The sequence below is a fragment of the Neolewinella xylanilytica genome (assembly GCF_002934605.1).
In the GTDB taxonomy this organism is placed as follows: Bacteria; Bacteroidota; Bacteroidia; order Chitinophagales; family Saprospiraceae; genus Neolewinella; species Neolewinella xylanilytica.
In genome coordinates, this window is record NZ_PTJC01000005.1 from 2,179,152 (window position 1) to 2,203,981 (window position 24,830).

16 protein-coding genes are annotated in these 24,830 nt (G+C 60.3%); 9 read left to right on the top strand and 7 right to left on the bottom strand.

The features are described from left to right. The first annotated feature begins 153 nt into the window (after positions 1 to 153). From CLV84_RS08460 to CLV84_RS08495, 8 genes are all read left to right on the top strand, one after another. Entirely contained in the window at positions 154 to 1,590 is a 1,437-nt protein-coding gene (locus CLV84_RS08460) for a glycoside hydrolase family 28 protein (protein ID WP_104419277.1), read from the top strand. Between the two features lie 50 nt (positions 1,591 to 1,640). Beyond that, entirely contained in the window at positions 1,641 to 3,182 is a 1,542-nt protein-coding gene (locus CLV84_RS08465; protein ID WP_104419278.1) for a pectate lyase family protein, read from the top strand. 15 nt (positions 3,183 to 3,197) lie between these two features. Then, entirely contained in the window at positions 3,198 to 3,977 is a 780-nt protein-coding gene (locus CLV84_RS08470) for a rhamnogalacturonan acetylesterase (protein WP_104419279.1), read from the top strand. Positions 3,978 to 4,012: 35 nt separating this feature from the next. Further along, the gene (locus CLV84_RS08475) at positions 4,013 to 5,389 is read left to right on the top strand and encodes a pectinesterase family protein (protein ID WP_104419280.1); all 1,377 of its coding nucleotides are present in this window, start codon (positions 4,013 to 4,015) and stop codon (positions 5,387 to 5,389) included. A 3-nt stretch (positions 5,390 to 5,392) separates the two neighbouring features. Then, positions 5,393 to 7,042, top strand: coding sequence for a UxaA family hydrolase (locus CLV84_RS08480; protein WP_104419281.1), 1,650 nt, complete (start codon positions 5,393 to 5,395; stop codon positions 7,040 to 7,042). Positions 7,043 to 7,076: 34 nt separating this feature from the next. Next, on the top strand, positions 7,077 to 8,534 hold the full coding sequence (locus CLV84_RS08485) for a tagaturonate reductase (RefSeq protein WP_104419282.1): 1,458 nt from the start codon (positions 7,077 to 7,079) through the stop codon (positions 8,532 to 8,534). Between the two features lie 5 nt (positions 8,535 to 8,539). Continuing rightward, complete coding sequence (locus tag CLV84_RS08490) at positions 8,540 to 9,439, top strand: alpha/beta hydrolase (protein WP_104419283.1); 900 nt, start codon at positions 8,540 to 8,542, stop codon at positions 9,437 to 9,439. Between the two features lie 105 nt (positions 9,440 to 9,544). Next, complete coding sequence (locus tag CLV84_RS08495; RefSeq protein ID WP_104419284.1) at positions 9,545 to 10,510, top strand: alpha/beta hydrolase; 966 nt, start codon at positions 9,545 to 9,547, stop codon at positions 10,508 to 10,510. On the opposite strand, the gene CLV84_RS08500 is transcribed toward CLV84_RS08495, so the two are convergent. From CLV84_RS08500 to CLV84_RS08530, 7 genes are all read right to left on the bottom strand, one after another. Further along, the gene (locus CLV84_RS08500) at positions 10,507 to 12,168 is read right to left on the bottom strand and encodes a DUF5123 domain-containing protein (protein ID WP_104419285.1); all 1,662 of its coding nucleotides are present in this window, start codon (positions 12,166 to 12,168) and stop codon (positions 10,507 to 10,509) included. The genes CLV84_RS08495 and CLV84_RS08500 overlap by 4 nt on opposite strands. Positions 12,169 to 12,207: 39 nt before the next feature. After that, the gene (locus CLV84_RS08505; protein WP_104419286.1) at positions 12,208 to 14,028 is read right to left on the bottom strand and encodes a RagB/SusD family nutrient uptake outer membrane protein; all 1,821 of its coding nucleotides are present in this window, start codon (positions 14,026 to 14,028) and stop codon (positions 12,208 to 12,210) included. A gap of 23 nt (positions 14,029 to 14,051) precedes the next feature. Beyond that, positions 14,052 to 17,315 carry a SusC/RagA family TonB-linked outer membrane protein gene (locus CLV84_RS08510; RefSeq protein WP_104419287.1) on the bottom strand — a complete coding sequence of 1,088 codons (3,264 nt, stop codon included), beginning with the start codon at positions 17,313 to 17,315 and terminating at the stop codon, positions 14,052 to 14,054. Positions 17,316 to 17,489: 174 nt separating this feature from the next. Beyond that, complete coding sequence (locus tag CLV84_RS08515; protein ID WP_104419288.1) at positions 17,490 to 18,758, bottom strand: glycoside hydrolase family 88/105 protein; 1,269 nt, start codon at positions 18,756 to 18,758, stop codon at positions 17,490 to 17,492. Positions 18,759 to 18,792: 34 nt separating this feature from the next. Continuing rightward, positions 18,793 to 20,025, bottom strand: coding sequence for a DUF4861 domain-containing protein (locus CLV84_RS08520; protein ID WP_104419289.1), 1,233 nt, complete (start codon positions 20,023 to 20,025; stop codon positions 18,793 to 18,795). Between the two features lie 25 nt (positions 20,026 to 20,050). Further along, positions 20,051 to 21,004 carry a pectinesterase family protein gene (locus CLV84_RS08525; protein ID WP_104419290.1) on the bottom strand — a complete coding sequence of 318 codons (954 nt, stop codon included), beginning with the start codon at positions 21,002 to 21,004 and terminating at the stop codon, positions 20,051 to 20,053. Beyond that, positions 21,001 to 22,602 carry a glycoside hydrolase family 43 protein gene (locus CLV84_RS08530; RefSeq protein WP_245911419.1) on the bottom strand — a complete coding sequence of 534 codons (1,602 nt, stop codon included), beginning with the start codon at positions 22,600 to 22,602 and terminating at the stop codon, positions 21,001 to 21,003. The genes CLV84_RS08525 and CLV84_RS08530 overlap by 4 nt, the downstream gene beginning before the upstream one ends. Positions 22,603 to 22,874: 272 nt before the next feature. Here CLV84_RS08530 and CLV84_RS08535 point away from each other — a divergent pair, with 272 nt between their 5' ends. After that, on the top strand, positions 22,875 to 24,827 hold the full coding sequence (locus CLV84_RS08535) for a ThuA domain-containing protein (protein ID WP_104419292.1): 1,953 nt from the start codon (positions 22,875 to 22,877) through the stop codon (positions 24,825 to 24,827). Positions 24,828 to 24,830 lie beyond the last annotated feature (3 nt).

The following is a 24,830-nucleotide window of genomic DNA, read 5'->3' on the forward strand; positions in this document are numbered from 1 at the left end:
GGGTATTGATAATTCGGGAATAGAAGGGGAAGAATGGGTGCGGGTATATTTGAGCCGTTCGGTTTTCAGCGTCCGGACTTTCGCTCTGCGCATCCGCGGAAGTTCTGCCCTGGCGCCAATGTTTTCGGTTACCCGTTTACGACATTTCAGATCATGCACAGAATCCTTTTTCTCTTTGTTTCCCTTGCTGCCTTGGGTTGCCAGCAGGCTCCCGCTGACGGTGCGGTGGTCCCTTCATCCGAAACGGACCCGTGGGCGGGCATGCAGACCATTCTGGATGAAATCCAGCCGCCCGAGTTCCCAAACGAAACCTTCGACATAACGGATTACGGGGCCACTCCGGATAGCGCTGCCGATGCCCTGCCAGCCATCACGGAAGCCATCCGTGCCTGTAACGCCGCGGGCGGTGGCCGTGTGCTGGTACCGGCGGGGGCGTACACCGTAAACGGTCCGATCAACCTGCTCAGCAATGTCAACCTCCACGTTTCCGAGGGTGCGACGCTGTTCTTCAGCACCCGCCCCGACGACTACCTGCCCGCCGTACACACCCGCTGGGAGGGCGTGGAAACTTATAATTACTCGGCCCTGGTATACGCCTACGAACAGGAAAATATAGCCCTCACGGGAACGGGTACCCTCGATGGGCAGGCCAGCAACGAGAACTGGTGGCCATGGTCGGGGTCGGACCGCTACGGATGGGAGGAAGGTATGCCTAGCCAGTCGGACGAAAATAGCCGTCCCCAACTCTACGCCTGGAATACCAACGAGGTGCCGCTGGAGGAGCGCCGCTTTTCGGGGGTGAGCTACCTGCGGCCCAATTTCGTCCAGCCTTACCGCTGCAAAAACATCCTGATCGACGGGGTCACTATCCGGAATTCCCCAATGTGGATCCTCCATCCGGTACTGAGTGAAAACGTCACGATCCAAAACGTGCGCGTGATCAGTCACGGTCCGAATAGCGACGGCTGCGACCCCGAAAGCTGCCGCAACGTCCTCATCAAGAATTGCTACTTCGATACCGGTGACGATTGTATCGCCCTCAAGTCCGGCCGTAACCAGGACGGTCGCAACAGCGGCCGTCCCGTCGAAAACGTGGTGGTACAGGACTGCGAGATGAAGGACGGTCACGGGGGCGTGGTGATCGGTAGCGAAGTGAGCGGTGGTGCGCGAAATATCTACGCGGAGAACTGCGTCATGGACAGCCCGAACCTGGACCGCGCCATCCGTATCAAGACCAATAAGGTGCGCGGTGGAACTATTGAGAATCTATACTTCCGCAACATCCAAGTGGGGGAAGTAAAGGAGGCTGTAGTGCGCATCAATATGCGATACGCCATCTTTTCGGACACTTCCCAAACGTTCATCCCCACCGTCCGGAACGTCTTCATAGAAAATGTGACATCGAAAAAGAGCCGCTACGGGCTGCTTCTCGAGGGCTACGACGCGGCGCATCCCATCCGAGACATTCACCTCACCGACTGCCGCTTCGACGGGGTTGCCGAGGGCAATAAGATCGAGGACGTAGAAGACCTGCAGTACCGCGACTTCTACATCAATGGTGAAAAGCTAGAGGCGCCGGCTACCAAGTGACCCAATTACCCCTTTCCTCCGGGTTGATCCGGTCCCCGTCAAATCATGCTATGCGATTCCTTCTATTCCTTTCGTGGTGCTTGCTCATGAATTTCCCGCCCCTGGCCGCCCAGGACGGGCCGGTTGGGTGGGCGGCCGCTAACGGCGGAACCACCGGCGGGGCCGGCGGCGAGGCGGTTACGGTAACCGACCGGGCTGGGTTGCTCCTCCAGATCCGCGGCAACGATGCCAAAATCATCACCATCGTCGACACCATCGAACTGAACCTTTACGAGCGCATCAAAGTCTACGGCAATAAAACGCTCATCGGCGCAACTCCGCAAGCCATGATCCGGTACGGTGGCCTGGAGATCGTCGGAAATAACGTGATCATTCAGAATCTTTCCATCGGCGATTCCTACGATGAGGACGATTTTGACGGAAAGAACCACAGCACGGACGCGATCACCGTATACGGGCAAAACGTCTGGATCGACCACTGTTGGTTCTATTCCGCGGCCGATGGGTTAGTCGACATCCGGAGTGGCAACGGGCTGGACGCTGACTTCATCACGATCTCCAACTGCCGCTTCAGCGACCACAATAAGGTGAGCCTTATCGGATCCGGCAACGATCAAGTCGAAAGTAGGGGCCATCTGAAGACGACCTATTTCAACTGCTGGTTTGACGGAACGTACGGAAAGGGCTTGACCCAGCGCTTGCCGCGGATTCGCTTCGGCGACGTGCACATCCTCAACAGTTACTACGAAGGTATTTTGTCCTACGCCGCTGCGGCTCGCTTCGAATCCAGTCTGGTAGTCGAGAACACCTACTTCCGGGATACCAGGAACCCCCACGTCATTGAAGACGAAGGCATGGGGATTCGGGAGCCGGAGCTGGTAGCCATCAACAACATTTACGATGGTACGACTGGAGAAAGGGAAACCGGCGGCCAAGCTTTCGTACCGGGGGAGTTTTACGCCTACACCGCTCTGCCTACCGAAGAAGTTCCCGCGTACGTCATGAACGCCGCCGGTCCGTTCAACCCGGAGACGAACGAGCCCCCGGTCGCCGGGACCGACACCCTGGACCTGACCGCGGCTATCGTTCCGAGCGTAATCGACGCGGTCGCCAATGACAGCGATGCCGACGGCGGCGACCTGCGCATCGCCCGCATCCTGAACCAGCCTTCGGGCATCGTCTCCGTACGCGATAATAGGATCACCTTCATCCCTCCCGTCGCTTCCACCGGCACGGAAACGATCGACTACGAATTGGTCGACACCCAGGGAGGCGTGACCCAGGGTAGGGTAGTGGTGGTTTACGACACCTCCACCGTCGCTACCCGGGACGTACTGCCGGCCGCGGCCATGCGCATTTCCCCTAATCCGGCTACCGCCACGGTTACGATCTCCGTAGACGACCAACTCGCCCCGGCGGCCCGGCTGCGCATCTTCGACGCTTTCGGGCGGCAATTGCCCGCTAACCCGCTGGCCCCGCGCTTCGGGAAAGGGTACGAATTCGATGTCACCGCATTGCCCCGGGGAATCTACCACGTGGTCATTCACTCCGGCACGGCGCTGCGCAGCGAACGGCTCGTGCTGTCTCGGTAGCTCAAACAAGACAAGATGACACAGAAACTTTATCCTTCGGCCTGCTGCATCGCGGTGCTTGCCGTTCTCCTGCTGTCCGGCTGCCGTTCCTTCGGAATCGGCTCGCCCACGGTATACCTCATCGGTGATTCCACGGCGGCCAACAAGCAGGAGGACAAGCGACCCGAAACCGGCTGGGGGGAGATGCTTGGCGAATACTTCCGTTCCGGGGTCGAAATCGAGAACCACGCCAGGAACGGCCGCAGCAGCAAATCCTTCCGGGACGAAGGCCTCTGGGAAGCCGTGCGGAGCGAGATCGAGCGGGGGGATTACGTCTTTATCCAATTCGGGCATAATGACGGCAAGCCCGATACGGCACGCTATTCCGCCCCGGCGGCCTACGGCGAGAATCTGCGGCGGTACATTGAGGAAACCCAGGAGCGGGGCGGGCGGGCGGTAGTGCTCGGCCCGATCGTACGCCGCCACTTCGACGAAGCCGGTGTACTGCAGCGCACCCACGGCGAGTATCCCGCTACCGCCGAGCGGATCGCCCGGGAAATGAACGTACCCTTCATTGATATGACCGGCCTGAGTCGGGAAGTCGTGACGGAGCTCGGCGATCCCGAATCCAAAAAGCTTTACCTGTGGGTGGCCGAGGGAGAAAACGACAACTATCCGGATGGGGTGGAGGATAATACCCACTTTTCCCCCGAGGGCGCACGCACGATGGCGGGGCTGGTGGCGCGGGCCATTGCCGAGCAGCAGATTCCGCTGCAGCAGCACTTGCGGCCTACCGTAACCAATAACCGCCGCTAAACTTCGCCCGGCTAAACCCAACTGACATCGAACGTATGGTGCCGATCCGTTACGTGATCCTACTGACCCTATTCCTGCTAAACGGTTCGCCGGGAAGCGCGCGGGGGGGCGTGACGGATGCTTCACCCGCGCCCGGCGCCCAACCTTTCCGTTCCCCGCCCGCGGACACCGTGCTGCGGGTTGGACCCGGACATGCATATACATCCATCAACGCGGCCCTGGACGCCGCCCGCTACTTGGATCGTGCGGAGGGCGAACGCATCGTGGTGCTGATCGACCCGGGCGACTACGAGGAAATGCTCTACATCGACGTGCCGAACGTGACGCTCCGCAACGCCGCCGCCGCCCCGGATACTGAGCTGACGAATCGGGGAGTCAACATTGGCCCCGGAGCCGTCCGCGTCTCCTCCTACTACGGGCACGGCTACGACTACTTCAGCCAGGGGAGCCATCACCGCTGGGATGCCGACACACTGGCCGCCAACCTGCGGCGGGGAAAATTGGATGCGGAAAACCCCACCGTGGGTAGCACCAGCGGCTCGTACTGGAGCGCAACGGTCATCGTCGACACTTTTGGCTTTCGGGCCGACCACGTCATCTTCGAAAACTCCTTCAACCAGTATATCTCCCGTCGGGAATCCCGCGACAGCGTCGTGCAGTGGGCCGAAGGCGGTAAGGGAGAACGTCCCCGCGATTTCGGAAACACCGACGTGCAGGACCGGGCGTTCGTGGAGCGGGCCGCGGCCATCGCCCTGACGGAAAAAGCCGATCGTACGGTGCTGAACCGGTGCCGCGTGGTAGGCCGCCAGGACTCCTTCTTCGGTGCCGCCGGAGCGCGGGTGATCGTTTACCGCGGCGTCATGATGGGGGCGGTGGACTACCTCTTCGGCGGCATGAACGCCGTCTTCTACCAAACCGACCTGATGCTGAACGTGAGCGACGCCGGGCACGACCGCTCGTACATTACGGCGGCCCACTATCCGCGCGGTCGGGGCATGCTGTTCTACGAGTGCCGCATCGTATCCCCCCAACCCGGGGTCGAAACGGCTTCCGCATACGGAGCCAAGCCGGGCTTCTTCGGACGGCCCTGGCGGCCCGACAGCAGCGAGGTCGTCTTATACCGTACCCGGATCGACACCTCCTCCTTTCCCGGGGCGGAAGGGCAGTCTTTGGTCGACCCGGAGGGCTGGAAGGACTCCCTCGGCGGGCGATCGCCGTACATGTACGAATACGCTACGGAAGAGCAGTCCGGCCGCTCCCATACCGGCCAGCGGGCGAAATGGACCAGCGTGCCGAGCGCGCCCTTCTTAGCCGACGGACTTCCCATTCAACCCATTACCTTCACGGCCGGCGGGGACGACTGGAATCCTTTACCGGGGCTCCTGGCCGCCGACGAACAACGAGAACCCTGATTTATGGCCGATACGCTAAAAATTCATCCGGCAGATAACGTCATCGTCGCCCTGCGCGATTTCCGGGCGGGAGAGTCCGCTGCTGGCGGCAACGGGAGCATCCAGCTACTCGAAGACATTCCCATTAAGCATAAATTTGCCGAGCGCGACTTCCAGGAGGGGGAGACCATCATCATGTACGGCGTGACCGTAGCCAAAACGTTGCGGGTCGTACCGAAAGGCACGCGCATCTCCACCGAGAACGTAGTCCACGCGTCCAGTGACTACGGGGTAGGGGAGCGTGACCTCCGCTGGGACGCACCGGACGTATCGGCGTTTCGCGACCGGACCTTCCTGGGCTACCACCGGGAAGACGGCAGCGTCGGAACCCGCAACTACTGGCTCGTCATCCCGCTCGTCTTCTGCGAAAATCGCAACATCTCCGTCATTGAGGCCGCCATGGTCGAAAAGCTGGGCTACGTGACCGAGCGGGAGTTCAGCGTGGACGTGGATACCCTCATCCGGCAGTACCGGGAAGGCTCCAGCGCGGAGGATATCCTGCGAACGGACGTATTGCGATCCGGCGAGGAAATACAACGTAACCGGGTATTCCCCCGGGTGGATGGCATCAAGTTCCTGACCCACCAGGGTGGCTGCGGGGGTATCCGCCAGGATTCCGAGGCCCTCTGTCGCCTGCTGGCCGGCTACGTGAACAACGCCAACGTCGCAGGGGCTACCGTGCTAAGTCTGGGCTGCCAGAACGCCCAGATTTCCTTTCTGCGGGAGGCCATCGACCGCATCGCTCCCGACAGCAAAAAGCCGCTGTACATTCTGGAGCAACAGCAAAGCCGCTCCGAGCGGGACTTCATCGCCGAGGCGGTAAAGGTCACCTTCACCGGCCTCATGCAGGCTAACGCCATCGAGCGCAAGCCGGCGCCCATCAGCAAACTTACCCTCGGATTGGAGTGCGGGGGTTCGGACGGCTTCTCCGGGATCACGGCCAATCCCGCCCTTGGCTACGCTTCCGACCTGCTGGTTGCCCTGGGGGGGAAAACCATCCTGTCCGAATTTCCCGAACTGAACGGGGTGGAACAGGAGCTGGTGAACCGCTGCACTACCGACGAGCTGGCGGAGAAATTCGTCCACCTGATGCGGACCTACAGCAAGCGGGCCGAGGAAGTGGGGTCGGCCTTCTCGATGAACCCCTCACCGGGCAACATCAAGGACGGCCTCATCACGGATGCGATTAAATCCGCCGGGGCGGCCAAGAAGGGCGGCACCTCGCCGGTCACCGACGTGCTCGACTATACGGAGCAGGCCACCCGCCCGGGGCTGAACCTGCTGTGTACGCCCGGCAACGATGTGGAAAGCACCACCGGACTGGCCGGCTCGGGCGCCAACCTCATCGTCTTCACCACCGGACTGGGCACGCCCACCGGTAACCCCGTAGCCCCCACGGTGAAGATGTCGAGTAACAACGCCCTGGCCGAGCGCATGGGCGACATCATCGACATCAACGCCGGCACGGTCGTCTCCGGCGAGGACACCATCGAGTCGAAAGGGAAAGAACTCCTGGAATTACTGATCTCCATCGCCAGCGGCGAGCGGCGTACCCGGTCCGAGCAACTCGGGCAGGACGATTTCATCCCCTGGAAGCGGGGCGTCAGCTTATAAACTCCGGGCCGCCAGCCGGTCCGACCCACGAACTATGCAAGCACTTAATCGCAACAACGCCGGTATCGGCCCGGCACCCACGGAAGCCATCCTTCAGTTTGGCGGCGGCAACTTTCTCCGGGGATTCGCCGACTGGATCGTAGAAGTTTACAACCGGCACACCGATCGGCCGCTCGGCGTACTGGTCGCCAATAATTCCGACCGGCAGATTTACCGCGACTGGCGCGCTCAGGACGGCCTCTACCACGTACTCACCCGCGGCATCAAGCAGGGCGAACTCGTCGACAGCCAGGAGCTGATCACCAACGTGAGCCGGGTCATCAGCATGGACACCGATTGGGACACCTTCCTGGCCTCCGCGGAGAACCCGGACATGCGGTACATCATCTCCAATACCACCGAGGCGGGCATCCGTTTTTCGGAGGACGACCGCTTGTCGGACCGGCCCCCCGCGGAATTTCCCGCCAAGCTAACCGCCTGGCTGAACCGCCGCTTTCAGCATTTTAAGGGGGCGCCGGAGCGCGGGTGCGTAGTCATCCCCATGGAATTGATCGAAGACAACGGCAGCGTGCTGCGGGGCCTCGTCATCCGCAACGCCGAGGTATGGAAACTGGGCTCCGGCTTTACCGCCTGGGTCCACAAGCATTGTACGTTTTGCAGTACCCTGGTAGATCGCATCGTTCCCGGCGTAGGAGCGGATGAAATGCAGGAAGTACAGGAGCGGACGGGTTACGAAGACGTGGCCGTCACCCAGGGGGAGCCCTACCACCTGCTGGCCATCAAGGCCCCCGCCGCCGTCCGTAAGCAATTGCCACTGGATAAGATCGGCCTGAACATCCTCTACACCGACGATCTGACGCCCTACCGCCGCAGCAAGGTGGCGATCCTGAACGGTGCCCATACTTCGATGGTGCCGGTGGGCTACCTCAGCGGGAAGGAAACGGTGGGGGAGACGCTCGAAGATGCCCTTACCGGGGCTTACATCCGCGAGCTGCTCTTCGAGGAGATCATCCCGATCCTTTCCCTCCCGGAGGTGGACCTGGAGCAATTTGCCGACGACGTGCTGGACCGTTTCCGTAACCCCTTCATTCACCACCAGCTCCTGAGCATTTCCCTCAACTCCGTGTCCAAGTTCCGGACCCGGGTGCTGCCCTCCCTGCTGGCCTACGTCGAGCAGCAGGGCCATCCGCCCCACCGGATGGTGATCGCCCTGGCGGCCCTGATCCGTTTTTACCGCGGCGATCGCAACGGTCAGGAGATCCCCCTGAAGGACGATGCCTGGGCCATCGCGTTCCTCCAGCAAGCCTGGAAGAATACCGAACCCACCGAAGCCGGGATGCTGCAACTGAGTGACCAAGTACTGGGTTGGGAACGCGCCTGGGAGCAAGATTTGCGTAACTACGCCGGCCTGAAGCAAGCCCTGGCGGAGGCCCTGCTCCGCATGGAGAAAAAGGGAATGGAGGCTACCGTAGCCGAAAGCCTGAAAAAATAAGTGGCATGCGTCAATTCCTTCTTCCCATTTGCCTTATCCTATCGGCCGTGATTACCGCCCAGGATTCCCAGCCGCTTTACCCCGGACCCATCCCCAATGCCCGGGAGACCGCCGATCCGGAAACGATGGTCGACCGGGGGGAGAAGGGCGGCCGGGCCTTTAATGACGTGGCCGTGCCGGAGCTAACGGCCTACCTGCCGGAGCATTCGAATGGCAGGGCGGTGATCATCTGCCCCGGTGGCGGATACGCCCGCCTGGCCTACGATAAGGAGGGCGTGTGGGTGGCCGAGCGGCTGAACCGCGACAGCATCACCGCTTTCGTGCTCAAGTACCGCATCCCACAAGACGCGACGAACGTAGACCGGTCCCTGGCTCCCCTGATGGACGCCCAACAGGCGATCCGGACGGTGCGTAAGAACGCCGACCGGTACCAGCTGGATCCCGGCCGGATCGGTATCATGGGCTTCTCCGCCGGCGGGCACCTGGCCGCTACGGCCGCTACCCGCTTTCAGCGAAATGCCGACCCGAACGAAGGGGATACCACCTCGGTACGTCCGGATTTCGCCGCCCTGATTTACCCGGTGATCAGCTTCGATTCGACGGTTACCCATGCCGGATCCAGGAATAACCTGATCGGTGCTACGGCTGCGGAAGGAATGGTCGAACTGTTTTCGGCCGATCGACAGGTTAGTGCCGCCACGCCGCCTACCTTCCTGGTGCACGCCGCCGACGATCGTGCCGTACCGGTGGAGAACAGCCTGCGCTTCTACAGTAGCTGCCTGGCGCACGGCGTGCCGGTGGAGATGCACCTGTACCCGGCCGGCGGCCATGGTTTCGGGCTGAACAACACCACCACGGTGGACGACTGGACCGAGCGACTGGTGAACTGGATGCGTTCGCTTTGAGGAAGAACGTATAGTTCCTGCGCTCCGGCGCCCATTCGTTGCTGGTTCTCCATGCCTGCCAGCCGGCCGCGCTGCGGGCGTACCTTACCCTTAACAACACGAAGGATGAAAACGAAGTCATTATTGCTCGGCGGGGCACTGCTGGCGGTCGCCGTCGGGCATGGGCAATCCGGTTACACGCCCCGGGACACCTCCTACTCCATCCATAGTACGTACCTAAAGGTGAAAAAGGATCACCCCGCGGTGCGGCCGGTGTATGCCCGTTCCTACGAGGGCGTCAGGGAAGATACCAACTTGGTCTACGCAAGCGTGGAAGCCAGGCGGGATTTACACCTGGACGTCTGGTACCCGAAGGTCCGTGCCGGTCTCCGGCCGGGGATACTGATGATCCACGGTGGCGGCTGGACGACCGGATCGAAGGAGAACCTCCACCCCATGGCCCAGCGCCTGGCCGCGGAGGGGTACGTGACCGTAACGCCGGAGTATCGCCTCAGTGCGGAAGCACCGTATCCGGCGGGGGTGCGCGATCTGAAACGAGCCGTACGCTGGATGCGCGCTCACGCCGAAGAATACGGGATCGATACGAGCCGCATCGCCGCCTACGGTGCTTCGGCGGGCGCTCACCTGGCCTCGCTGCTCGGTACTACGAACGAATTGTCCCGCTACGATACCCCCGGTACTTCAAACGCCTATTCGGATGACGTACAGGCCGTGCTGAACATCGACGGCATCGTTTCCTTCGTACATCCCGATGCGGAACCGGAATGGAGCGGAAAATCGGCCAATGCCTGGTTGGGGGATTACGTATTGAACTACCCCCGGTGGCGGGAAGCGTCCCCGCTGGAATACGTGGATGAAGCGACTCCCCCCTTCTTATTCGTAAACAGCTCCTACCCTAGGTTTCACGCCGGAAGGGAGGAGCTGATAAAAAAACTCAATCAATATAATACGTTCAGCAAGGTGTACACCCTCGAAAATTCACCGCATGGCTTTTGGCTACTGCAACCGTGGTTCGAACCAACGGTGGACCATGCGGTGAATTTTTTGAGGGAAGTATTCGGGCCGCTCTAGAACGGCCGCCACCGGGGATCGCCGGCGTCGTTGCGACCGGCAAACCCGGTGTCCGCGAAGTTGAAGTTGCCTTCGTCGGGAGCTACCCACAACTGTTCCGCGGTGCCGCTGTACGAAATGGCGGGGAAGCCGGGGATTTCCGATCCCGCCGTAAACGTGAATCCGCTGGTGGCATAGGTATTGACAATGTTGAAGCTGGTGTTTTCCAGTCCATCGTTGATTCCACTGACGTCGGTCGCGCCCGTTGCTGCCTGGTCCCAGCCCGGGCCCCAGATGGAGTTGGTGATGGTAATGCCGTTGATCACGTTGCTCAGGAGCCCTTCCTCGCCACGCCACCGGAAGAGAATACCACCGCCGCCATTGCCGACTTCGTAGAAGGTGCAATTGTCAATCCGGACGGACTGGGCGTTCTGACGAGACTGGAAGAACGTTTCGACCCGGTAGAACGTACTGTTGGTTAGGGTGATGTTGTCAACGGCAGCCATGCCGACACCGTCCGTGTCGGTCGTCAGAATCCCGTATCCGCCGATGTCGTGGACGATGGAATTATTGATGGTGTAGTTGCCCAGGAACATTTGGGTGCGGATACGGATAATGCCCCGGAACGTGCTGATAAGACAGTTTTCGAAGGTCAGATTATTCAGTACGGTGCGGGTATCCTTATTCGGGTTGAAGACGTAATCGCCGCTACGGTCCTCCCCGCGCAGCTCGATGTCGATGAAGCGGACGTGATCGATCGTGGCGCCGTCGGCGATGTCCCAGTTGCCCGTAGTGAACATCACGGGCCGCTCGCTGCCGAAACCGTAGGCGGAAGCGAAGGTGAGTGATTTGTCGAGCGGGTCCGAAGGGAAGTTGTAAACGAAGCCTTTTTGCAGCACGATGGTGTCGCCGTCGTTGGCGTTCGCTATCACGGTGTTCAGGGTATCCGCATCACTGGAGTTGCTCAGGTCGATGACCGTTGGGTTGCTCAGGGTAATGGCGCTGGCGATCGTGGTGTAGAACTCGTAGCCCCGCAGTATTTCCCCGTCGGGTCCGCTGTAAATGCCGATGATGTATTCGGTTTCCGGCTGGAGGGCGCGCACGACGTAGATTCCGGAATCCTGCTCCACGGCGTATTCCAAGAGTGGATCCGTCAACCGCTCGTCGGTTCGAGCGAAAACCCGTACGGTGGAGACCGGCTCCCCGGCCTGTTGCCACAACAGCCTTACCTGGGTGTCGATGACGTCGCCGGTAGTCGGGACGGCCAGTATGGAAGGGAAACGCTGTGTACGTACGTCACCGAGTTCGGAGGGGCGGCTATCGAACGCCTCTTCTTCGGCGTGGGCCGTGGCCCGGACCTGGTAGAGCGTGGCGTACAGCAGCGGCTCGCCCCCCGTTTTCGTTTCGTCGATGATGAAGTAGCTCGTGTCGGTTTCGAAGGTATACAGCACCGTAGCGAACGAATCGCGGCTCACCTCGATGGTATAGGAAACGGCCTCCTTAATATTGCCGATGTTAACGATGATCGTATTGAGCTCGCTTTCGAGCGGCTCCTGCAGGACGGGGCGGAAGAGTCGGGTTTCTTCGTAGATCTCCTCCTCCTCACAGCCGGAAACGAACAGGACCGTACAACCGATCAGCAGCAGTAGCGACTGCATTGTCAGTTTATAATATTGCATGATGGATTCTTATTAATTAGCGCGTGTGGACGCGGTTGGTTAGAATTCGTAGCCGTCGTTAGCAAGGGTTCCCTGGCTGTTGGTGATGGCCTCTTCCGGTATGGGGAAGACGTAGCGCACGATGCCCGGCCGGGGGCCTTCGTCGATGTAGTTCCGCCAGTCTTTCAGGATCCACTCGTCGTATACGGTAATTTCATCGCTTAGGGCAAGCGTCCAGGCTTCCCGGTTCCAGGAGTCGTCCGGTGGTACGGCTACTTCGGAATCCGGGTTGAGGACAACGAAATCACCGCTCTCGTCCACTTTCCAGTAGATGTAGTCGGGCAGGTAAGCATATTTACCGGTGCCGGTGACGGCGGCGTCCGCCATCGCTTTCAGGTTTTCGACGGTTTCCTCCATTTTTTCGGAGTAATTACCCCAGCGAATCAGCTCGAATTTCCGGATCATCTCGCCGCCGAACTCCCAGGCGCGCTCATCGACGATAGCCTCGAAGAAGTCTTCCTTGCTGGTGGACACGGTGGAGACGTAGCCATCCACTTTATCGTTCCACTCATTCTCCCGGAAGGCGCGGCGACGCACGCGTTTGAGCGATTCCTGGGCCAGGCCGGTAGGCCCGTTCAGTTCGTTTTCGGCTTCGGCGTGCATCAGGATGACGTCGGCGTAGCGAAGCATCGGCCAGTTGATGCCGGTACCCTTGGCGGTGGAGGCGCCGGGAGGGTTGTCCAAAAACCACCGGCTCCATTTACCCTGGGCGATGTTGGTGATGCCCCCGTTGGTGATTTCCACCTCGCCATCCACGTTGATCTTCCAGAATGCACAGGTTACGTCACGCCGGATATCGGCGGTGTCGAAGGAATAATAATAGGTAGGTGGTATGGCCAGGTAATTGTTGCCAGAGCCATAGTTATGGGCGGCCGTGGCGCCCCCGTCCACCCGAATACCGATGTTCCAGCCCACGTCTCCGTTACCGATGGCGAAGGGCACTTCGAAGAGCACGTCGCTGTTGGTCGGGCTGATAAACTTGGAGTTGTTCAGGAAAACCTGACGGAAATCCCGCGGTAGCTCCCGATCCTTGAGATTCATAAGTCGCTCGGTATAATCCTTGGCGATCTGGTAGTAGTCGAGGTAGTCTCCCTCCCGGGCCTGGGTGAGGTCGGGCTGGAGGTAATAGCCGCCGCGCTGGAGGGCAATTCGCGCGATCATTCCGAGGGTGAATTCCCGGTTTACCTGCTCGATGCCGTAGGGCAGATCCTCCGCCCACATCATGTTACCCTCGACCGCGATCATATCCTCGATGACCTGGCTCAGGATTTCGTTGCGGTTGGTCCGTTCGAGGAAAAATTCGTTACCAGCCTTCGGGGCCTGACGCACGTTCGGCACGTCGCCGAAGTAGTACGTCAGCATGCTGTACCAGTAGGCACGCAGGGTATAGGCTTCGCCGAGCAGGTGGTTCATGGTCCGTACGGTAGCCACGTCCGCTGAATTGATCGCCTCACCGCCTTCGATTCCCTCGATGGCGATGTTGGCATCCCGGATGGCCTGGTAGGCGGCGTTCCACACCCGGCGGAGGTCGTTGTTGCTGGACAGCGCCTGCAGGTCCCAGATCTGGTAGCGATCGCCGGAGCTGGTCCAGCCGCTCTGCCGCTCGATGTCGGTATTGGCCGCCATGTTATTGGATAGCCGCGAACGGAAGGCATCGTCACCGAAGGGTACGTAAATGGCGTTGACCCCTTTACGTGCGTCGTCGACGTTGGAGAAAACGTATTCGGTATCGAAAGTGGATATCGACTCCGGTTCTAGGAAGTCCTGGCAGGAGGCGAGGCAACAGAGTGCGATCGCCCCCAGAATTACGTTGAATTGCATGATTGATCTAGTTGTGAGGGCTTTTAGAAATTGAGGTTGATCCCGAAGGTGTAGGCCCGGTTGCGGGGGAAGGACGAGTAGTCTACCCCCGGCGTCAGGGCGGCGTAGGACGAACTGCGCGAAGTACTTACCTCGGGGTCGTAGCCCGTATAGTTGGTCCACAGCTTCAGGTTGGTACCAGTCACGTACACCCGCAGGCTGGAGATGCCTACCCGAGAGGTCAGGGAAGTCGGAAGCGTATAGCCGATGTTCAGGTTGTTCAGCCGCAGGAAGGAACCGTCTTCCACCGCCCAGTCGGTGATGGTGGCCTGGGCGATACCAAAGCTGTAGTGCGACCAGATTTCCTTGCCTTCGTTTAGCTCGGCCAGTTGGTCGAGGTCGGTGACGATACCGCCCGGGGTGCCGGTGTACGATCCATCGACGTCTAGATACGTGAAGCGGTTGTCGATGCTCATCGTCTCGAGCAGATTACCGTAGTTCACGCGGCGGAACTGGTTATACTGGATTTTGCCGGTGTTGTAGACGTCATTGCCCAATGACCAGTTGAAGAAAACGGATGCATCGAAGCCTTTGAAGGTGGCATTGAAGCCAAAGCCTCCCTGGCTGACGGGGAGCGCGTTGCCGATGACCCGGCGGTCCTCGCTGGTGATCTCACCGTCGCCGTTGAGGTCCCGCAGCTTCATGAATCCGGGGCGGATCTCGGTGTTGCCCACCGTGCCGCCGCTGTTGGCGATACCGTCCTTGAGGATGTATTCGTTGGCGACCGGGTCGTAGCTGCTGAAGTCGTCGGTGGTATAGTAGCCGTCGCTTACGTAGCCGTAAATATCGCCCAACTTGCTGCCAACGCGCAGCAGGTAGTCGTTTTGATCCTTTAGGTCGGTACTCGCCCAGTTGGACTGGAAGAAGCGTTCTTCCGGTCCACCCAGGTCGACCACTTTGGCGCGGTTGAAGCCCACGTTGAACGTACCGGAGAGACTGAAGTCGGGTCGGTTGACGAAGTAGGTGGTGAGGCCGAGTTCCACGCCCTCGTTCGAGGTGGAGCCGATATTGTCCCACTGGGTCGTAAAGCCGGTGTTGGAGGGAATGGCCGAGCGTAGCAGCAAGTCCCGCGTCGTGTTCTGGTATAGGTCCAGGGCGCCGAAGATGGCCCCGTCGAAGAGGGAGAAATCGAGGCCGAGGTTCCGGTTGACCGTAGTTTCCCACCGGATGAAGGGATTATACAGCGTGCTACCCGTCGGCGTGTAGTAGACGTTATCTTCGTTATTGAAACCCGGGCCGCGGTTGGTAGATCCCTGGAAGAGGAACTGGGTGGCCGTTGCATCGATGCGGTCGTTTCCGGTTTCGCCGTAGCTGACCCGCAGCTTGAGTTCCTGCAACCAGTCGACGTCGCTGAGGAATGCTTCCTCGTTCAGTTTCCAGGCCACTGCGATCGCCGGGAAAACACCCACCCGGTTCCCTTCGGCGAATTTGCTCGAGGCGTCCGAGCGCAGGGTGCCGGTGATCAGGTAGCGATCCAGAATGCTGTAGTTCACCCGGCCGAAGAAAGACAGGCGGTTCGAGTTGGTATACACCTGCGTTTCGTGGCGATCCGTCCGTCCGAAGGTCATGTTGGCAAACAGTTCCTCGGGGGTGATGGAAAGCCGGAAATCCTCGGAGCGGATAAAGTCTACATCACCACCGTCGGAGTAAATTTCGTGGCCGAGCAGGAAGTCGATGTTTTGGTTCTTCAGCGAAACCAGGCGGTAGGAGAAGGTATTCAACCAGCGGTAGGAATCGCGCTCAAAGGTACTTTTCTCGCCCAGCGGCATGCTGCCGCCGTTGTTGAAGGATTCACCGGTCAGCGGACCGAAGAAGCGCAACCGCTCGTCGAAGGTCTTCGAGTTGGTGAAGGTCGACTTAGCCACGATATTATCGGAGATGTTCCAGGCCAGGGCGGCGTTGAGGACGTAGTCGTTGGTGGTGCGCTCCCGCCAGTCCTGTTTCACGAGTTCCGTGGGATTCACAAGGCTGCGCAGGAAAGACTGGAAGTCGTCGGATTCGTTGATTTCGTTTAGATCAATATCCAGTTCGTCGGCCACGCCGTTCACGGGGCGGGTCTGTACGGCGTCCTTGATGTTAACCTGTGCGGAACCGGAAGTGCCGGCACCGTCGACCACGGTATTCGTGATCCGGGCACCCGCTTCGAAGATGAGGTTGGGGGTAATATCCTGCTCCAGCTTGAAGTTCAGTGCGTTCCGGGTGAAGCCGGAGCCGATCATCAGGCCCTCGTCCTGGTTGCGGGTGAGGCTTAGGCTGAGTTTGGTGGTTTGGGTTCCTCCGCTCATGCTCAGGTTGTGGTACTGGGAAATCCGGGGATCGCCGAACAGCTCCTCCTGCCAGTCCGTCGGCCGCTTTTCCCGGTAGAGTTCCAGGTCGTCGTACTTACCGAAGAACCGCTCGAAATTCCGCACGTCGGCTTCCGAGCGCAGGGCGGCGTATTCGTAATTCGCCAGGGCATATTCGTAGGGCGACAGTACCTCGTACCGGCGGTCACCGGGAAGTTGCTTGGCCTGGGCGAATCCGTTGTAGTTCACCCGGATCTGACCCGCCGTCGGGCGCTTGGTCGTAATCACGATCACCCCGTTGGAAGCCTGGGCACCATAGATGGCGGTAGCCGCCGCATCCTTCAGTACGCTGATGCTTTCGATATCGGTGGGAGGCACGTCGCGGATACTGTTGACGATAAAACCGTCCACCACGTAAAGCGGGGAGTTGTCTTGCGTAATGGAGCCGCCGCCCCGCACCCGGATGACGACCTCCGCGTCGGGGGAGCCGTCCGTAGTCAGTACGTTCACCCCGGGCAGGCGACCGGTAATGGCCTCGGCGGCGTTGGTGAAGGGGGTACGGGAGATTTTCTCACCGGACAGCGACGCCACCGATCCGGTCAGGTCGGAGCGCTTAACCGAACCGTAGCCCACTACGACCACCTCGTCCAGTAAGGATGCCTCGGAAGACATTTCCAGATCGATAACCTCCTGGTTGCCGACGGCGATCTCCGTAGCGCCATAGCCAGTATAGGAGAACACGAGCGTATCGCTCGGCGCGGCACTGATCTCGTACAGGCCTTCGAAGTCCGTAACCGAACCGGTACCGGTTCCCTTCACCATAATGGTCACCCCGATGAGGGCTTCCCCTTCCGTATCGGTTACCTGGCCGGTAACCTGCTGTTGCGCAGCGAGGGACGTACTCAGTAAACCGAGTACCAGGACCAGGAAACCGAATATAATTTTAGAATACGTTTTTTGCATGATTTCAAGTTTTATACATCCCGTGAGCAGGAAAACTATATGGCAAAGTAACTAAGCCGCATCCTTGCCCGGGGCATATGTGGGTATGCATGAATTAACTTAAGGTGCGCAATTATTAACGTTGCGTCAAATGGGCTGCAGACCTAGTGCCGGTAAGGGTTTTAGGGCGCTTTGTCAGCGTTTGGAGCCCTCTTTCGCCAACTCGAATTGAAGCGCCGCCCGCATGAAGGGGCCGATACCTTTTGGGTCGTTATCGCGTACCGGTTCGCTGATATAATAGGCGTAGGAGCCGTCCCGGTAGGGGTCCCCACCCAGTCCGGCAACGGAGCAACCCATGGTCAGGTGAATCTCTCCGCTGGGATCTTCCCGGACGAAGGTGTCGAGTACGCCTTCCCAACTCTCTTCGGCGGCAGCGCGGTAGGCATCCGGCAGGTACCCCTCGTTGGCGCCCTTGATCATGGCGTAGACGAACATGGTGGAGCCGGTAGACTCGAGGTAATTGCCCTCCCGGTCGGGGTAGTTCAGCACTTGGTACCACACCTTGGTTTCCGGGTCGCGGACTTCCAGCACGGCCTCGAGGGTGCGCAGCAGGAGGCCGATCAGTTCCTGGCGCCGGGGGTGGTCTTCGGGCAGGTAGTCCAGTACGTCCACCAGCCCCATGACGTACCAGCCCATGGCGCGGCCCCAGAAGTGCTTGCTAGTGCCCGTCTCGTCGTTTGCCCAGCGCTGGACCCGGCTTTCGTCCCAGCCGTGGTAGAGCAGTCCGGTATCGGGATCGCGCATATGCTTTTCGGCCAGGATGAACTGGTCGACGACGTGGTCGAACATGTCGGGACGGTCGTAGCGTACGGCGTACTGGGCTTGGAAAGGCTCGCCCATGAACAGGCCGTCCAGCCACATCTGCCAGGGGTAGCGGAGTTTATGCCAGTAGCCGCCTTCCGTCGTCTGGGGCTGCCACTTCATCTGGGTGGCCAGGGTCTCAATGGCTTTACGATATTTTGCTTCGCCGGTTTTCTGGTAGAGGCTGAATACGAGTGGTCCCGGGGCAATCATGTCGATGTTGAATTTCTCCATCTCGTAGCCGTGGATTTCACCGTTGGCGTTGATCATGGTGTCGCCGTAGGCACGGGCGTACTCGAAATATTGCGGCTCCTCGTAGGCCTCGCTTACTTCGATCATGGAGTTGAGCACCAGCCCGATGGTGTAGGTCCATTTCAGGTCGTCCTGGAAATCATTCATCCACGACTCCGGAGCCCGTTTCATGATGGAGCGCGCCATCCGTTCGGACCAGGGGAGTACTTCGTTGGGCGATACGGCGCTAGGGAGGGAATCCCGGGAAGGCTGGGGTGAAGCGGGCGCCGCGGCGCAGGAGAAAAGGACCAGCACGAAGGAAAAGCCGCCGATGAGGCGGGTCAATCGGGCGGGGAAATGAATGCGATGCATACGACGATTAATTGATGAATGGGGAGGTTAGGCCCTAGCGGGCGCTCACTTTGACCTCGAGGGGGTGGCTGAGCCGAACGAGCTGCTCGTCCAGGTATTTTTCGAAATCGGCCTGGGAATCGATCGCGTTGGGTTCCTGCTCCCAGGCGGCCAGGAAGTAGTAGGTCAAGGCATTTTTGCCGTCGGGCCGCAGCACGACCACGTGGCTATTCGCGTCTTCGGTGATCTCGATCAGGTCCTCTATCCGGTAGATCACCGCTAGTCCCAATCCGTCTTCTGCGAGACTCTGGTCGCCCCAGGTAGCGAGGTAAGCGTAATCGCCCGCCTGCCCCCGCAGTGGGGTGCCGGTCTCCAGCTTTACGATACCCGTAGCCAGGTTCGGAAGGGGCTCGCTCAGCCGTACGTCGTGGCGGGTCATCCGGCTACCTGCCTCGATGGAGAGTTCGGAAACCACGTCCGTCTTTTGATCGTGGGCTTCCCATCCGTAGTAGCGGGTACGGATTTTACTGCGCAGCGGACCGTTTTCAGCTACCCGGCTGGATACCGAATCGGTGGTTTCTACCCGCAGGGCCGCTCCTTCCGTCCAGGTAGCCAGCGATCCCAGTCCCAGCGACGGGCCTACCTTCAATACGTCCATCCCCCAGTCCGAGGGCTCGTGGTAGGAGTCGAATCCGTCCTGGCCTACGTTTTGGAGTACCATTTCCGGGCGCTTTTTGCCGAAGACATCCGTGGCATTGCGCCAGTCGAGGTAGAAGCGGTAGCCCACGAGGTCGGACTCCCAGCCTGGTCCTTCGTAGCGGATGTACCAGGAGTGGTCGGTGTGTTCGTCCGGTACCCGCAGGGAATCGACGTTCACGAATTCGCCTTCCAAATATTCCCGGTCCTTCCAGGAGCCGTTGATCTTGTGCGATATCTCGGCCTGGGTGCGCGGTGCGAAGGTGGGGGCCACGTCGTCGCCGAGTTCCCGGGCGGTAAGGGTCGTGGTTGCTCCGGCGGGAAGGTCGAGCATCAGAAGGTAGGCATCGTCCCGATCGTCCCCGTCGGTGTCTACGGTTTGGTAGGGAACTTCCCTGCCGTTGTGCTGGAAGTGATAGCCCATCAGTTTTCCCTCCGCGATGTTATCCGCAGCTACCAGGATGGCGGCATCCTTACGTTCGGTTTGGAGCGGGTTAGTTACCGATAGCTGCTTTTCGGTACTAGCGGATTGACCGGTAGCGGCGGTCGACAGGAGAAGGAAAAAGAGGCCGGAGCCGGTGGTCTTTAGCATGATCGGGTACGTTTGTACGGATTTCTCAGTGGGACATTTCGGGTAATAAAAAGGGGCGAAGTACTTCCTGCTTCGTCAGGCGGGCGGCCTCACCGGGGGTCAGCTGGCGGCTCCAGGGCACGCGGGCGGCTGGCCGGGCACCCGGTCCGGTGTTGCCGTATTCCGCGTAAAGCACGGTATTTTCTTTTTCAGCCGATCCCCAGTTGTGCCATCCCTCGGGTAGGATATGGCTTCCGAGCTGACAATTGACGAAGAGGGTGCGGGCGTGATCGCGCCAGGGTCGGCCGAGGTACACCGCGTCAACCCCTTCATCGGCCGTGAGCCTACAGTCGAGAAATACGAAACCGTACGGCCGGCCTTCCGGGGTGCTCGCGGCCGTGAGGTAGGAGTTCGATTTTGCGTGGATGGTGCAGTCCTCGAAGAGCGCCGTTGCCCCGCCAAAAATGAAATCGGTGGTGCCCTCGATGTAGCAGTTGCGGTAATACTGCCGCGCATGGGCACCGTCGGCGTAGAGGGTGTCCTGGTTACCGAGGAAACGGCAGTCGAAGAACTGGGCGCGGTCCGCTTCCACGGCTACCGCCACCGCCTGCCCCACGGGGCCGGCGGTGTTCTCCACGGTCAGCTTTTGGGCTTCGAAGTTGTCACCCTGCACCAGCAAGGTAGCGGTATGGAAGGTGCTGTTGCGCCCCCGGTCGATGCGGTCGAAGTAGTCGCCGTACCGGATGATGGTGGAATCGGTGCTTTCTCCGAGCAGCGTGACGTTGTTGTTCCAGGCGTAGACGGTTACTTTCTCTTCGTACACCCCATTGGCCACGTGGACGGTGATCCGTTCATCCGGGAAAGACTTGGTCGCATCGATGGCGGCCTGGATGCTGGTGTACTCGGCACTGCCGTCCGCGGCGACGTAGAGGTCGACGGCGTATTGGGCGTGGAGCAGGCCGGCCGTTAGCAAGAGGGATATGGGGAGCAGACGTTTCATTCTTCAGTTCGGAACCAGTCGTAATTAGCGTATCCCCCGTCGTTTTGGTGGACGTCCCGGGTGGCGAAAAGGCCCATCTTCGCTCCGATCCATTTCCCCTCCCGGGCCTGGAAGACTTCTCCCAGCTCCGTGAAAGAGGTCCCGTCGATACTGTAGGAGAAGCGGCAGGCCCCACCCTCCTCCATATTGACGCGGAGGTACACCTCGGCCGTGTTTATGGGCTCACTGGCCACGGTCGTTTCCGGCGCACCGTTCTCGGCATCTTCGCAGGTGACCTGTTTCACGACCAGGTCGTCTCCCTCACGTGTCAGGGCGATATACGCGTAATCCCGCCCCATCATAATCAGGCCGGTCTGCTCGCTATCGAAGTGGTGGTAGAAGGTAACCTTGGTCGTCGTGGTAAAGGATGCCGCCGGTAGTTTGGTGAGTAGGAGATGGGGAGCGTCCCACAGGTTGCGGTAGCCCGGATCTACTACCAAGTTCAGCCGTAAGAAACCCATGGCGGTGGGGTAGGCCCATTCCGCTTTCGGATTGGCCTGCCACTGCCACTGCAGCCCCAGTTCGGGGTCGTTGAACTCGTCGTCGGTCGCAGGGGCGGGATTAGCGACCGGATGGGCCGGTTTGGGCATAGCGTAGGTGCTGACCGGTTCGCCGATTCCATCCCCATTCCGGTCTGTCCCGATCATCAGCCAGCCGGATTCCCAGCGCGCGGGCTGCAGGTGGACGATCCGACCGTAGGGCTGTTTTTCCTGGAAGTGAACGAACCAGTCGTCGCCGTTTTCCAACTCCACCCAAGCGCCCTGGTGGGGGCCGTTAACGTCCGTTTCGCCCTGGTCCAGAACGATCTTGTCCTCGTAGGGACCGTAGATATTCTTCGAGCGGAGCACGGTCTGCCAGCCGGTGGATACCCCGCCCGCCGGTGCCAGGATGTAGTAATAGCCATCGCGCTTGTGCATTTTGGTTCCTTCGATGGTGCCGTGGGCTTCGTGACCGTCGAAGACCAGCACGCCGTCGTCCAGCAACTCGGTACCGTCGGGGCTCATTTCGTGGAGGACCACGACGCTCTTCATACCGGCGCGACTGCCGGCGAAGGCGTGGACGAGGTACGCCTTGCCGTCGTCGTCCCAGAAGGGGCAGGGATCGATCCATCCCTTGGCGGCCCGCACGAGGACGGGTTCCTCCCATTCGCCAGCCGGGTCGTCGGTACGGACCATATAAATGCCGAAGTCGGGGTCGCCGTAATAAATGTAGTAGTAGCCATCGTGGTAGCGGATGGCCGGCGCCCACACGCCGTTGCCGTGCTGGGGGCGGGCGAAGGTGTCGAGCGGGACCTGCACGTCGATGGCGTGGTTGATGAGTTCCCAGTTGACGAGGTCCCGGGAGTGCAGGATCGGCAGCCCCGGCGCGGCATTGAAACTGGAGGCCGTCAGGTAGAAATCGTCCCCAACCCGTACGACGTCGGGGTCGGAATAGTCAGCGTGCAGGATAGGGTTGCTATACGTTGCGTCCCCGGTATCGGCCGAACCGGATTGGGCACCAAGGGCGGAAGCGCAAAGCAACAAAAGGATAAAAAAGGAATGGGAAGGGTAGGAGGCCACCTTACTTGTTTGCAGTCCGCCGGGCTCATAGCGTAGCGGAAAATGTGATCGACGCACCGGCGACGCAGTACGCTCCGGCCCCGGGTATTCGGGTAGGACCAAATGTAGCCCGGACGTTCGCAGTCCCATGGCGCAATTATTCACTTTGGCGTAGCGGTTTTTTACCTGGTAGCGGGCAGTAGGGCCGGCGAAGATTTTGGCACCCGCGCTCCGGCGCCCTGTTTGTTCCGGTGTAAACGTGGTATATTAAGGGCTCGCTTTAGTTTTCGATCATGCTATACAATCGATTGTTTGCCTGCGGCCTGCTCCTGGTCTGTACGGTTCCGCTCCGGGGACAAGCTAGTGCCCGCGTCGCCGCCTTTACCGTCGACGCCGGCGCCTACGACCGGTGGGATACGCCGGTGTGCAGCGAAATGGCCCTGGACTCGACCGGTGCCTATTCGCTGGTGGAGACAACCGGCGATGCGCCCCGCCCGGTTGCCGTACAGTACGCCGATAGCCGCCTGTGCTGGCGATTATCCGGTGAAACGCCCGCGGGCCAACAACGAACCTTCCAGCTCATCAGTGAGGCAACAGGTCCGTCCCCTGAGGCGGTCACGGCCGAAAGCGCCGGCGGCAGGGTGGTGTTCCGCATCGGGGAGCGGGAGGTTCTCACCTACCAGGACGCGGCGGTAGCGGTTCCCGAGGGGGTCGATCCGATTTTTTCCCGCGGTGGGTTCATTCATCCGTTGCGAACCCTGAACGGGGCCACCCTTAGCCGGATTCAGCCACCGGATCACTACCACCACTACGGAGTGTGGGGACCGTGGACCCATACGCGCTACCGGGACCGGGAAATCGACTTTTGGAACCTCGTCCGGGGCCAGGGGACGGTGGACGCCCGCGGCGTCAGCGCTGTGGGGGACGGAGCGGTATACGGCGACCTCACGGCGGCACGTACCTACCTGATTTTTCAGGATAGCGCGGTCACCGAAAATCCGACGGAAGTGTTGGACGAAACCGTCGATCTGCGGGTATACGCTACCGATCCCGGTGCCCCGGGTTACCTCGTGGATTTTACCTCCGTACAGCGAAATATTACCGAGTTTCCGCTGACGGTGGAAGCGTACCGTTACCAGGGCTTTTCCATCCGCGCGACGCCCGAATGGAACGACGACAACGTGGAACTGATCACCTCGGCCGGGTACGGAAAGGCCGATGGCAATGGCACGCGGGCGCGCTGGGTAAAGGTGAGCGGGCCGACCGAAGCCGGCCAGGCGGGACTGCTCATGATGACCCACCCCGACAATTTTAACGCCCCCGAACAGATCCGAATCTGGCCGGTGGGGGCCAACGAGGGTAAGGAGAACGTTTTCGTGAACTTCAACCCGGCCCAGGACCGCGATTACGTCCTGCAGCCCGGCCGCGCCTACGAGCGGAACTACCGCCTCTACGTGTACGACGGTCAGTTGGATACGGTGGCCGCTAATCGCCTGTGGCAGGATTTTGCCTATCCGCCGGTGGTAAAGCGTACGGATCGCGCCGGTGCGCTGGAGGGGAAACGGGTCCTGGTCTATACCCGTAACGGGGAGGGCTACGTGCACGAGAATATCCCGGCCAGCGTGGACGCCCTGCAGCAGCTGGGGCGGGACCACGGGTTCAGCGTCACGGCTACCGAGGATCCGGGGGTGTTTACCCCTGACGGCCTGGCGGACTTCGACGTGCTGGTCTTCTCGAATACGAATAACAAGATATTCGATACCCCGGAACAACGGGAGGTATTCCGGGCGTACATCGAGGGGGGAAAAAGCTTCGTGGCCATCCATTCCGCCTGCGGTAGCGAGCGCGACTGGCCCTGGTTCGCCAAAACCCTCGGCGCGCGCTTTTATCGCCACCCGCCGCGGCAGGACTTCGACGTGGTCGTGGTGGACGAAGATCATCCGTCCACGGATTTCCTTCCCCCGACCTGGCATATCCGCGACGATGAGTGCTACTACATGACCCACCTCAATCCGCAAAACCACGTCTTGCTGGCCACCGACCTCACCACGGTCGAAGACGAGCGCGCCTCGGAATACCCCGGCGCAACCTTTGGCGACCTGTTTCCCGCCGCCTGGTACAATACCGCCCACGGTGGCCGGCAGTGGTATACCTCCCTGGGCCACCGGAGCGAACACTACCGGGATCCCCTATTTCTCCGGCACATCCTCGGTGGTATCGAGTGGGCCGCTACCAAATCAAAATAAGCA

Bases quoted from the DNA above. Each gene is read 5' to 3' on its own strand.
- CLV84_RS08460 (WP_104419277.1), top strand. From the start codon at position 154: ATGCACAGAATCCTTTTTCTCTTTGTTTCCCTTGCTGCCTTGGGTTGC.
- CLV84_RS08465 (WP_104419278.1), top strand. From the start codon at position 1,641: ATGCGATTCCTTCTATTCCTTTCGTGGTGCTTGCTCATGAATTTCCCG.
- CLV84_RS08470 (WP_104419279.1), top strand. From the start codon at position 3,198: ATGACACAGAAACTTTATCCTTCGGCCTGCTGCATCGCGGTGCTTGCC.
- CLV84_RS08475 (WP_104419280.1), top strand. From the start codon at position 4,013: ATGGTGCCGATCCGTTACGTGATCCTACTGACCCTATTCCTGCTAAAC.
- CLV84_RS08480 (WP_104419281.1), top strand. From the start codon at position 5,393: ATGGCCGATACGCTAAAAATTCATCCGGCAGATAACGTCATCGTCGCC.
- CLV84_RS08485 (WP_104419282.1), top strand. From the start codon at position 7,077: ATGCAAGCACTTAATCGCAACAACGCCGGTATCGGCCCGGCACCCACG.
- CLV84_RS08490 (WP_104419283.1), top strand. From the start codon at position 8,540: ATGCGTCAATTCCTTCTTCCCATTTGCCTTATCCTATCGGCCGTGATT.
- CLV84_RS08495 (WP_104419284.1), top strand. From the start codon at position 9,545: ATGAAAACGAAGTCATTATTGCTCGGCGGGGCACTGCTGGCGGTCGCC.
- CLV84_RS08500 (WP_104419285.1), bottom strand. From the start codon at position 12,168: ATGCAATATTATAAACTGACAATGCAGTCGCTACTGCTGCTGATCGGT.
- CLV84_RS08505 (WP_104419286.1), bottom strand. From the start codon at position 14,028: ATGCAATTCAACGTAATTCTGGGGGCGATCGCACTCTGTTGCCTCGCC.
- CLV84_RS08510 (WP_104419287.1), bottom strand. From the start codon at position 17,315: ATGCAAAAAACGTATTCTAAAATTATATTCGGTTTCCTGGTCCTGGTA.
- CLV84_RS08515 (WP_104419288.1), bottom strand. From the start codon at position 18,758: ATGCATCGCATTCATTTCCCCGCCCGATTGACCCGCCTCATCGGCGGC.
- CLV84_RS08520 (WP_104419289.1), bottom strand. From the start codon at position 20,025: ATGCTAAAGACCACCGGCTCCGGCCTCTTTTTCCTTCTCCTGTCGACC.
- CLV84_RS08525 (WP_104419290.1), bottom strand. From the start codon at position 21,004: ATGAAACGTCTGCTCCCCATATCCCTCTTGCTAACGGCCGGCCTGCTC.
- CLV84_RS08535 (WP_104419292.1), top strand. From the start codon at position 22,875: ATGCTATACAATCGATTGTTTGCCTGCGGCCTGCTCCTGGTCTGTACG.